We start from the raw sequence: 9,907 nt of genomic DNA, 5'->3' as shown, positions 1-9,907 counted from the left end.
GATTACAGATACGGCAGTCATACGGTCTACCAGATCGAGTATCACTTTGTTTGGGTGACTAAGTACCGATACAAGGTGCTCAGCGGTGAGGTTGCTGAGCGAGTGCGAGAGCTGGTGAGACAGACGTGCGAAGCATTTGAAATTCGGATTGTGAAAGGTGTGGTGAGCAAGGATCACGTGCATATTCTGGTGAGCAGTCCGCCGAATTTGGCGCCGAGTGAGATCATGAGGCGGATCAAGGGGCGTACGGCGAGCAAGCTTTTCGAGGAGTTTCCCCATCTGAAAAAGCGCTATTGGGGGCAGCATTTTTGGGCTCGCGGGTACTTTTGCGCGACGGTTGGGCAGATGACGGAAGAGATGATCAAGCAGTATCTGGAGCATCATTTTGAGCCGAGCCCGAACGATAATTTCAGGATGGAGCCTGACTGATCCGACGCGTCGTTCAGTCGACGCGTATCCGGACTTTCAGTCCGTAAGTCACTAACCCACCGACTTCAGTCGGTGGTTGTTGAGTGATGTTGCAGACAATCAAGCAGAACTGGTTTTCCAATCTGAGAGGCGACGTGCTCGCCGGCCTCGTCGTCGCGCTTGCACTGATTCCGGAAGCTATCGCTTTCTCCATCATCGCGGGAGTCGATCCCAAAGTCGGCTTATATGCGTCGTTCTGTATCGCTGTTGTGATCGCCTTCGTGGGAGGTCGCCCCGGCATGATTTCGGCGGCAACCGGGGCCATGGCGCTACTTATGGTGACCCTGGTGAAGAACCATGGCCTGGAGTACCTGCTGGTCGCCACGCTGCTGTGCGGTGTGCTCCAGATCATCGCCGGCTATTTGAAACTGGGCTCGTTGATGCGCTTTGTGTCTCGCTCGGTTGTGACTGGATTCGTCAACGCCCTGGCCATCCTGATCTTCATGGCACAGCTACCTGAACTGACCAATGTCACCTGGCACGTCTACGCCATGACGGCTGCCGGCCTTGGCATCATCTACCTGTTCCCCTATGTGCCCAAGATCGGCAAGGTGATCCCCTCGCCGTTGGTGTGCATCCTGGTCTTGACCGCAGTAGCCATCTACCTCGGGCTAGATATCCGCACCGTAGGCGACATGGGCCAACTGCCGGATACCCTGCCAGTGTTTCTCTGGCCGGACGTGCCGCTTACCTTCGAGACCCTGGCGATTATTTTTCCCTACGCAGCAGCGCTGGCTGTAGTCGGCTTACTGGAGTCGATGATGACCGCGACCATCGTTGATGACCTGACCGATACCACTAGCGACAAGAACCGCGAATGCAAAGGTCAAGGCGTTGCCAACATTGCTTCGGGTCTAATGGGCGGCATGGCCGGTTGCGCCATGATCGGGCAGTCGGTGATCAACGTGAAATCTGGAGGGCGCACTCGCCTGTCCGCCTTGATCGCGGGTGTCGTACTGCTGTTAATGGTGGTGTTTCTCAGCGACTGGGTCAGCCAGATTCCCATGGCTGCGCTGGTTGCGGTGATGATCATGGTGTCCATCGGCACCTTCAGCTGGGACTCGCTGCGTAACCTGCGCAAATTCCCGCTCTCCACCAACATCGTGATGGTGGCAACTGTGGTCGTGGTGGTCTTCACCCATAAGGAGAACAACAATGACCCACGTAACCGCTTGCATTGACGGCTCTGCCTCGGCCCCTGCTGTTTGCGACTACGCTGCCTGGGCCAGCCAGCGCCTAGAAGCTCCGCTTACCTTCCTGCACGTACTGGATCAGCGCCAGTATCCGGTATCAGCCGATTTGAGCGGCAACATTGGTTTGGGCAGTCGGGAGCATCTGCTGGATGAGCTCGCCTCGCAGGACTGTTGGACGAAAAACGCGGAAAACCGGCCTTGGAGCAGGGGCGCATCATGCTCGCCGCTGCCAAGGAGAGAGCCATGGCCGAAGGCGTGAGTTCACCGGAGACCAAGCAACGCCATGGCGATCTGCTGGAAAGCCTGCGGGAACTGGAAAGCGATATACGCCTGCTAGTGATCGGTCGCCAGGGCGAGTCCAGTGGAGGAGCAGAAGCCCATGTTGGCAGCCAGCTGGAGAGCGTCATTCGCATCATGCACCGTCCTGTGCTGGTGACGCCGGCCAGATTCAAAAAGCCTGAGAGCGCGATGCTGGCCTTTGATGGCGGCGCAACCACGCGCAAGGGCGTAGAGATGCTGGCCGCCAGCCCCTTACTGAAAGGACTGCCTATCCATCTGGTGATGGTAGGAACCGAGACAAAAGAGGGCTGGGCGCAGCTGGATGCCGCCTGTTCAACCTTATCCACGGGTGGTTACAAGGTACATACCGCCATGCGAGCGGGTGAAGTCGAACCCACGCTGCATGCCTATCAGAAGGAGCATGGCATCGACCTACTGGTGATGGGCGCCTATGGGCATTCCCGAATCCGGCATTATGGCCAGCGAATTCGATAAGCCTGGTTTTGTTACCGAGGTTGAGGATGGTCGTCTCTGGGTTTTCCGCGAAGACTCTCAGGAACTGAAGGACTTCAAAGCCACTGGCGAGCCAGCCAAGCAGTTCACTGATATCGGTTCCGGCCCGAATGGCATGACGGTCAAAGCGGCTGACGAGAAAACCCTCAAGGATTACCTTGAGGTCATCAAGAAGTAAGCGCTTTCAAGCAGAAGGCCCGCAGAATGCGGGCCTTCTCATTGATGCAGATTACTTGCTGAGAGCGAGTAAACGCTCAACCCCTACCGGCTCCTCCGACATGAGCGGAATGACCGCATAGCGTTGCGCGTGCTCCGTCGCGACATGCTCAATATCCCTCAGTTCATTGACCGCCCGTTTATGTAATAGCGGTGATTCAGTCTTTGCGGCTGCCACGCTGTTGTTGATCACCCATGCCCAAGGCTCAATGCCGGCACGACGCAGATCAGCTTGCAGGCCAGCAGCCTCCAGCACAGGAGTGGTTTCGGCCAGGGTCACCAACAGCACCTTGGTTTGCTTAGGATCCTGGAGTTGCATCATCGGCGTGGAAAAGCGCATGTTGCTGCCCGACATCTGCCGAGCAATGTCGCGGTGATAAGCCCCGGTGGCATCCAGTAGCAGCAAGGTGTGGCCGGTCGGGGCGGTGTCCATCACCACGAACTTTTTGCCGGCTTCACGGATGATTCGCGAGAAAGCCTGGAATACGGCGATCTCTTCGGTGCAGGGTGAACGCAGATCCTCGGCCAGCAGCGCCCGAGCCTGCTCATCCAGGCCCGCGCCCTTGGTTTGCATGACGTGATCACGATAGCGCTGTGTCTCGGTATGCGGGTCAATGCGGCTCAGCGTCAGGTGCTCAAGCGTGCCATCCAGTGTCTCGGCAAGGTGCGCGGCAGGATCAGAAGTAGTCAGGTGCACGGGCAGCCCACGTCGAGCCAACTCGACGGCAACCGCTGCGGCCAGAGTCGTTTTCCCGACACCACCTTTGCCCATCACCATGATCAGGCCATGACCATCGGCGGCGATCTCGTCGATCAGGGACTTGAGTCGTGGAGCGTTCAATTCAATCGGCGCACTGGCCGGCGCCTGCGTGCCGTCAGCAGAGCCCTCAAGCAAAAGTTGTCGCAGGGCATCCAGTCCCACTAGGTTGAATGCTTTCAAGGGCAACAGATCGAGCGGCAGTGTTCGCAGCGCTGGCGGCATGGCGGCGACTGCGGCCTGTTCACGCTTATAGACGGCGGCAGCCAGGACATCCTTCTGCGCCTCACTCGCCGGCAGCACGCCGTTGATCACCAGGTACTGCTCTTGCAATCCAATGGCTGCAAGCTCCTCGCGTGTGCGGGCAGCCTCGCGCAGGGTAGCGGCCTGTGCCCTGGCAACCAGAACCAGACGGGTCTTGGCTGGATCAGAAAGCGCCTTTACTGCCTCGCGATACTGGTCACGTTGTTTGTCTAAACCGGCCAACGGCCCAAGACACGATGCATCGCCTTGCCCCGCCTCCAGGAATCCACTCCAGGCCCCCGGCAGTTGCAGCAGCCGAATCGTGTGCCCGGTCGGGGCGGTATCGAAAATGATGTGATCGAAGCGGGCCTTCAGTTCATCGTTGACCAGCAGTGAGGTGAATTCGTCGAAGGCTGCGATCTCGGTCGTGCAGGCTCCCGATAATTGCTCCTCCATGCCTTTGACCACATCAGCAGGCATGACACCCCTCGCCGGGCCCACAATCCGATCCCGATAGGCCTGAGCTGCGCCCTGTGGGTCGATCTCCAGGGCCGCCAGGTTTTCCACGGCAGGCACGGCGGTAATGTGATTGCCGATCTCCAGACCGAATACCTGCCCGACATTGGAGGCCGGATCGGTGCTGACCAGCAGCACTCGCTTGCCCTGACGGGTCAGCTCCAGGGCTGTCGCGCAGGCAATGGAGGTCTTTCCGACCCCCCCCTTGCCGGTGAAGAACAGGAAGCGTGGTGCATTGTCGATAAAGCGCATTCTGACCCCCTAGCGATTGTTGAGGCTGCTCTCGTACCAGTTGCGTGTGCTGTTGACCATGCGTACCAGCCATAGCATCACGGGCACTTCGATCAGTACGCCGACCACGGTTGCCAGGGCGGCACCCGAGTTGAATCCGTACAAGACAATGGCCACGGCTACGGCCAGCTCGAAGAAGTTGGAGGCGCCGATCATGGTGGCCGGGCCCGCTATGTCGTGGCGCACTTTCAGGGTATGGCAGAGCCAGTAACCCAGTGCCGCGATGAACAGCGTCTGCACCAGCAGGGGGATCGCGATGATGCCGATTATCAGAGGTTGCTCGACGATGGACTCACCCTGGAAGGAGAACAACAGAACCAGAGTGGCCAGCAGAGCGATGATGGAAAATGGCGAAATCTTCGCCAGCACATTCTCGAAATAGGCTTCGCCGCGCTTCATCAGTTGAGCCCGCAGAAACTGGGCGATGGCCAGCGGGATGACGATGTACATCACCACGGAAAGCAGCAGGGTGTCCCAAGGCACCGGGATCGAAGAAACGCCCAGCAACAGCGCCACGATAGGCGCAAAGGCAAACACCATGACCAGATCGTTCAGTGCCACCTGGGTCAGAGTGAAGTTGGCATTACCCTTACACAGGTTGCTCCAGACAAACACCATCGCCGTGCAGGGCGCCGCACCGAGCAGGATCAAGCCGGCCATGTAGCTATCCAGCTCTTCGGCGGGCAGCCAGGGCGCAAACACCTGCTTGATAAAGAACCAGCCAATCAGCGCCATGGAAAACGGCTTGACCGCCCAGTTAACGAACAGCGTGACGAACATGCCGTTCTTCTGCTGGCGCACTTCGCTGATGGCGCTGAAGTCGATCTTCATCAGCATCGGAATGATCATCACCCAGATCAGCAGGCCAACCGGGATATTGACCTTCGCCACCTCCAGGGCGCCGACGGCCTGAGCCGCTTGCGGCACAACCAAGCCAAGCACGGTGCCCACCACGATGCACAGGAACACCCACAGGGTCAGGTAGCGCTCAAAAACTCCCAGTTGAGCCCCAGAGGCCTGCTTCATCGCGACTTCACACGCATTTGTCATCTTTGCTGCCTATCCTCGTTCCCTTGGCGCGCAACGCGCCGCATATTCACTTTACTGCATATTCGAAAAATAATATATTTTCTCATGTGCATCTTTGATAGGGATCAACATGAGCCAGAAAAAGCGCGTCCTGTTCCTCTGCGTCGCGAACTCCTCACGCTCGCAGATGGCCGAAGCCCTGCTGCGCCACACCGACTCAGAACATTTTGAAGTCTACAGCGCAGGCTCCGCCCCCACTGAAGTCGACACCCGAGCCCGCAACGCATTGGAGCAGCTTGGTGTTCCCACTGATGGGCTTTACAGCAAGTCCATCGAGCAGGTCGCTGGCGAGCCGTTCGACTATGTGATCACCCTGTGTGACAAGTCCGCCCTGGAGTGCCAGGCACTTCCAGGGGCCGGTGAGTACATCGCCTGGAACTTCGAAGACCCAGCGACCAGCTCGCAGAAAGATGCCTATCGCAAGACCCTGCATGAGATACATGAACGGATAAAGATGTTCGTGCTGATTAAAAGTAAACCGGCGAATGAAGCTTCCACCCTGCATGCCATGTCGCCAACCGAGGTCTTCAAATGCCTGGCCGAGGAAACGCGGGCGCGAATCGCCTTGCTGGTGACCCTGGAACAGGAACTCTGTGTCTGTGAACTGACCTCTGCACTAGAAGAGGCGCAACCCAAGATATCCCGGCACCTGGCCCTGCTGCGCGGCTGTGGTCTGCTGGAGGATCGACGCAATGGTCAGTGGGTGTACTACCGCCTGCACCCGCAGCTGCCGGAATGGGTGACCGATATCCTCAAGCAGACCCTGGACAACAATGCCGAGTGGTTGCGCCAGGATGTGCAGCGCCTCTGGCAAATGCGTGATCGCCCTGGGCGCAAGCCTGCCTGCGATTGAATACCAGGCACTGGGGATGACCATGAACGTTTTGTTTCTCTGCACCGCCAATAGCTGCCGCAGCATCCTGTCGGAGGCCATCTTCAATGCGCTGGCCCCCAAGGGTATGCGGGCCTTTAGTGCGGGCAGTCACCCCAAGGGAGAGGTCAACCCATTGGCCTTGCAGGCACTGCTTGATGCCGGATTCGATGTTGATGGGCTGTACAGCAAATCAACCGATGCCCATCAGGCTCTCGCCCCTGACATCGTCATTACCGTCTGCGACAACGCAGCCGGAGAGGCCTGCCCCGTTTTCTTTGGCCCGGCGACTCGTTGTCACTGGGGGCTGAGTGACCCCTCCGAAGTCAACGGTTCTGAGGCGGAAATTGACGCCGCGTTTGCAGCCACCATCCAGCAGATTCAGACACGCGTGAGCGCATTTATCGCGCTGCCCTTTACTCAACTCGACAGCGATGCGCTCAAGGCCGAGCTGAACAGAATCGGCTCGTTGTAGCCCAAGAGGTACAAACCCATGATCGACAACCTGCCCAACGTCGCCGAGGAGCTGTTTGCCCGCTCTATCCCGACAAACCTGGGCCTCGCCGAAGGCGAGCACAAGCCGCGCATTCTGCTGCTCTATGGCTCCAATCGTGAGCGCTCCTACAGCCGTCTGCTGACCCAGGAAGCGGCGTGCTTGCTGGAAGCCTTCGGCGCGGAAACCCGAATATTCGATCCTTCCGGCCTGCCCATGCCGGACGATGCCGACAGCAGCCATCCCAAGGTCAAGGAACTCATCGACCTGGTGCTCTGGTCTGAAGGTCAGGTGTGGTGTTCACCCGAGCGCCACGGCGCTATGACCGGCGTATTCAAGTCGCAGATCGACTGGATACCGCTGACCATGGGTGCCATCCGTCCCAGTCAGGGCAAGACCCTGGCCGTGATGCAGGTCTGTGGAGGCTCGCAATCCTTCAATGCGGTTAACCAGATGCGTGTGCTGGGGCGCTGGATGCGCATGTTCACCATCCCCAACCAGTCTTCAGTGCCCAAGGCCTACCTCGAATTCGACGAGGCCGGGCGCATGAAACCTTCCAGCTATTACGACCGCGTTGTGGACGTCATGGAGGAACTGGTCAAGTTCACCCTGCTGCTGCGCGGCCACAGCGACTATTTGGTCGACCGTTACTCGGAACGTAAAGAGTCCGCTGAAGAACTCTCCAAGCGCGTCAACCAGCGCGCCATCTGACTACCAGGAAACCCTCTCAATGAATCACCCCTACGACCGGCTCAGCATTCCCGGTATCCAAGGCAAACTCATCTTCACGCCCTGTCCCGGCACCAAAGACAGCAGCCTTGTCGACTCGCTGGCCACGCTGAAACAGGCCGGTGCCTCTGCCGTGATCAGCCTGATGCCGGCAAGCGAACTGGCCTCCAACGAGGCCGAGGACATCGGCAAGCAATGCCAGGCGCAAGACATGGCCTGGTTCCACCTGCCGGTGGCGGATGAGCAAGTACCGCTCGAAGATTTCGGCCAGGGCTGGAAAGCCTGCAAACAGAGCATCCTTGAGCGGCTCAATGCGGGCCAGGACATCGCCATCCACTGCAAGGGCGGCTCGGGACGCACCGGGCTGATTGCGGCGCGGATCATGATCGAGGCCGGCATTCCCCGCGCCGATGCCATTGCCCTGGTGCAAGCCCTGCGTCCCAAGGCTATTCAACACCCTGCCCACATCAACTGGATCACCCAGTTCGATGCTGCCCACTAACTCCAGTAGATGAGTCGAAAAACATGGCTATCAAAATTGGTATCAACGGTTTCGGTCGCATCGGTCGTTTGGCGCTGCGCGCCTCCTGGGACTGGCCCGAGTTCGAATTTGTCCGCATCAATGATCCGGCAGGCGATGCCGCCACCCATGCGCACCTGATCAACTTCGACTCGGTGCACGGTCGCTGGCACCACGAAGCCGGCAGCGAAGGCGATTGCGTGGTGATCGGCGGCAAGCGCATCCAGGTCACCGCCAACAAGGCGATTGCCGACACCGACTGGTCGGACTGCGATCTGGTGATCGAGGCCAGCGGCAAGATGAAGACCGTGGCGGTATTGCAGGCTTACCTGGATCAGGGCGTGAAGCGGGTCGTGGTCTGCGCGCCCGTGAAGGAGAAAGGCGCACTGAACGTGGTGATGGGTGTCAACCAGCAGCTGTTCAATCCAGCCGAGCACCGCATCGTCACCGCTGCCTCCTGTACCACCAATTGCCTGGCTCCGGTGGTCAAGGTGATTCACGAGAACCTCGGCATCCGCCATGGCTCGATCACTACCATTCATGACCTGACCAACACCCAGAGCATCCTCGACACCCCGCACAAGGATCTGCGCCGTGCACGCGCTAGCGGCATGAGCCTGATCCCGACCAGCACCGGTTCGGCCACCGCCATCGCCGAGATTTTCCCCGAGCTGCGCGGCAAGCTGAACGGCCATGCCGTGCGCGTGCCGCTGGCCAACGCCTCGCTGACCGACTGCGTGTTCGAAGTCGAACGGGCCACCACGGTGGAGGAAGTCAACCAACTGCTGAAGGCTGCTGCCGACAGCCAGCTGAAAGGCATCCTCGGCTACGAGGAACGCCCGCTGGTCTCCATCGATTACCGCACTGACCCGCGCTCCTCAATCATCGATGCGCTGTCGACCATGGTCATCAACGGCACTCAGGTGAAGCTGTATGCCTGGTACGACAACGAATGGGGCTATGCCAACCGCACCGTGGAGCTGGCCAAACTGGTCGGCCTGGCCGTTTAACCAAGTAGGGATGCAAGCATGAAGGCGTTGTCAGCCCTGGCCCCGGAGGTCAAACAGTACCTGCTGGTGACCGGCAATTACTGGGCATTCACCCTCACCGATGGCGCCTTGCGCATGTTGGTGGTGTTGCACTTCCACAGCCTGGGCTACAGCCCCTTGCAGATTGCCGCGCTGTTTCTGTTTTACGAGATCTTCGGCGTAGTCACCAACCTGGTCGGCGGCTACCTCGGCGCCCGATTGGGCCTTAATCGCACCATGAATATCGGCCTGGCGATGCAGGTGGTCGCACTGCTGATGCTCACCGTGCCCGCCGCCTGGCTAACCGTGCCTTGGGTCATGGGCGCACAGGCGCTGTCGGGGATCGCCAAAGACCTCAACAAGATGTCGGCCAAGAGTTCCATCAAACTCCTGGTGCCCGATGCCCAGCAGGGCACGCTGTACAAGTGGGTGGCAATCCTCACCGGCTCGAAGAATGCGCTCAAGGGCGTGGGTTTCTTCCTCGGCGGCGCCCTGCTGGCCGTGCTGGGTTTTGCCGGCGCGGTATTGACCATGGCCGGCGTGCTGGCGGTGATCTGGATCGCCAGTCTGTTCCTGTTGAAGAAGGATCTGGGCAAGGCCAAAGCCAAGCCCAAGTTCAAGGACATCCTTTCCAAAAGCCGGGCGATCAACATCCTCTCCGCCGCGCGCCTGTTCCTCTTTGGCGCCCGCGATGTCTGGTT

At 59.2% G+C, this 9,907-nt stretch carries 10 protein-coding genes and 2 pseudogenes; 10 read left to right on the top strand and 2 right to left on the bottom strand.

Features of this window, described 5'->3' with window-relative positions; translation table 11 throughout:
• From tnpA to DBO86_RS22600, 4 genes and pseudogenes are all read left to right on the top strand, one after another.
• Positions 1–429 (top strand): IS200/IS605 family transposase (gene tnpA / locus DBO86_RS22615; RefSeq protein WP_146173169.1); only part of this gene is annotated, 429 nt, incomplete at its 5' end.
• Positions 430–515: 86 nt separating this feature from the next.
• A pseudogene (locus tag DBO86_RS22610) lies at positions 516–1,610 on the top strand (SulP family inorganic anion transporter); the annotation flags it as partial.
• 13 nt (positions 1,611–1,623) lie between these two features.
• Positions 1,624–2,417 (top strand): annotated as a pseudogene (locus DBO86_RS22605) (universal stress protein); the annotation flags it as partial.
• The gene (locus DBO86_RS22600; RefSeq protein WP_108233202.1) at positions 2,416–2,631 is read left to right on the top strand and encodes a hypothetical protein; all 216 of its coding nucleotides are present in this window, start codon (positions 2,416–2,418) and stop codon (positions 2,629–2,631) included. The pseudogene DBO86_RS22605 and the gene DBO86_RS22600, both read left to right, overlap by 2 nt.
• A gap of 51 nt (positions 2,632–2,682) precedes the next feature.
• Here the strand turns inward: DBO86_RS22600 and arsA are convergent, their stop codons facing one another.
• Positions 2,683–4,437, bottom strand: coding sequence for an arsenical pump-driving ATPase (gene arsA / locus DBO86_RS22595; RefSeq protein WP_108233203.1), 1,755 nt, complete (start codon positions 4,435–4,437; stop codon positions 2,683–2,685).
• A 9-nt stretch (positions 4,438–4,446) separates the two neighbouring features.
• The gene (arsB, locus tag DBO86_RS22590) at positions 4,447–5,526 is read right to left on the bottom strand and encodes an ACR3 family arsenite efflux transporter (protein WP_208630375.1); all 1,080 of its coding nucleotides are present in this window, start codon (positions 5,524–5,526) and stop codon (positions 4,447–4,449) included.
• Between the two features lie 109 nt (positions 5,527–5,635).
• Between arsB and DBO86_RS22585 the strand changes: the two genes are divergently transcribed.
• From DBO86_RS22585 to DBO86_RS22560, 6 genes are all read left to right on the top strand, one after another.
• The gene (locus DBO86_RS22585; protein WP_028238019.1) at positions 5,636–6,418 is read left to right on the top strand and encodes a metalloregulator ArsR/SmtB family transcription factor; all 783 of its coding nucleotides are present in this window, start codon (positions 5,636–5,638) and stop codon (positions 6,416–6,418) included.
• Positions 6,419–6,440: 22 nt separating this feature from the next.
• Positions 6,441–6,911 (top strand): arsenate reductase ArsC, encoded by a 471-nt coding sequence (locus DBO86_RS22580; protein WP_108233213.1) that lies wholly within the window; start codon positions 6,441–6,443, stop codon positions 6,909–6,911.
• Positions 6,912–6,929: 18 nt separating this feature from the next.
• On the top strand, positions 6,930–7,640 hold the full coding sequence (gene arsH, locus DBO86_RS22575) for an arsenical resistance protein ArsH (protein WP_108233205.1): 711 nt from the start codon (positions 6,930–6,932) through the stop codon (positions 7,638–7,640).
• Between the two features lie 19 nt (positions 7,641–7,659).
• Positions 7,660–8,160, top strand: a complete 501-nt coding sequence (locus DBO86_RS22570; RefSeq protein WP_108233206.1) for a cyclin-dependent kinase inhibitor 3 family protein — start codon at positions 7,660–7,662, stop codon at positions 8,158–8,160.
• Positions 8,161–8,183: 23 nt separating this feature from the next.
• The gene (locus DBO86_RS22565) at positions 8,184–9,188 is read left to right on the top strand and encodes an ArsJ-associated glyceraldehyde-3-phosphate dehydrogenase (RefSeq protein WP_003118381.1); all 1,005 of its coding nucleotides are present in this window, start codon (positions 8,184–8,186) and stop codon (positions 9,186–9,188) included.
• Positions 9,189–9,206: 18 nt separating this feature from the next.
• Positions 9,207–9,907, top strand: a 701-nt coding sequence (locus DBO86_RS22560) for an MFS transporter (protein ID WP_146173189.1), incomplete at its 3' end; no start/stop codon positions are given.

Source organism: Ectopseudomonas oleovorans (assembly GCF_003052605.1).
GTDB lineage: Bacteria > Pseudomonadota > Gammaproteobacteria > Pseudomonadales > Pseudomonadaceae > Aquipseudomonas > Aquipseudomonas oleovorans_A.
Note: the sequence above shows the minus strand (reverse complement) of the source record. Positions and strands in the feature narration are given on the sequence as shown.

Coding starts and splice junctions, on each gene's coding strand:
- DBO86_RS22600 (WP_108233202.1), top strand. CDS start 2,416: ATGGCCAGCGAATTCGATAAGCCTGGTTTTGTTACCGAGGTTGAGGAT.
- arsA (WP_108233203.1), bottom strand. CDS start 4,437: ATGCGCTTTATCGACAATGCACCACGCTTCCTGTTCTTCACCGGCAAG.
- arsB (WP_208630375.1), bottom strand. CDS start 5,526: ATGACAAATGCGTGTGAAGTCGCGATGAAGCAGGCCTCTGGGGCTCAA.
- DBO86_RS22585 (WP_028238019.1), top strand. CDS start 5,636: ATGAGCCAGAAAAAGCGCGTCCTGTTCCTCTGCGTCGCGAACTCCTCA.
- DBO86_RS22580 (WP_108233213.1), top strand. CDS start 6,441: ATGAACGTTTTGTTTCTCTGCACCGCCAATAGCTGCCGCAGCATCCTG.
- arsH (WP_108233205.1), top strand. CDS start 6,930: ATGATCGACAACCTGCCCAACGTCGCCGAGGAGCTGTTTGCCCGCTCT.
- DBO86_RS22570 (WP_108233206.1), top strand. CDS start 7,660: ATGAATCACCCCTACGACCGGCTCAGCATTCCCGGTATCCAAGGCAAA.
- DBO86_RS22565 (WP_003118381.1), top strand. CDS start 8,184: ATGGCTATCAAAATTGGTATCAACGGTTTCGGTCGCATCGGTCGTTTG.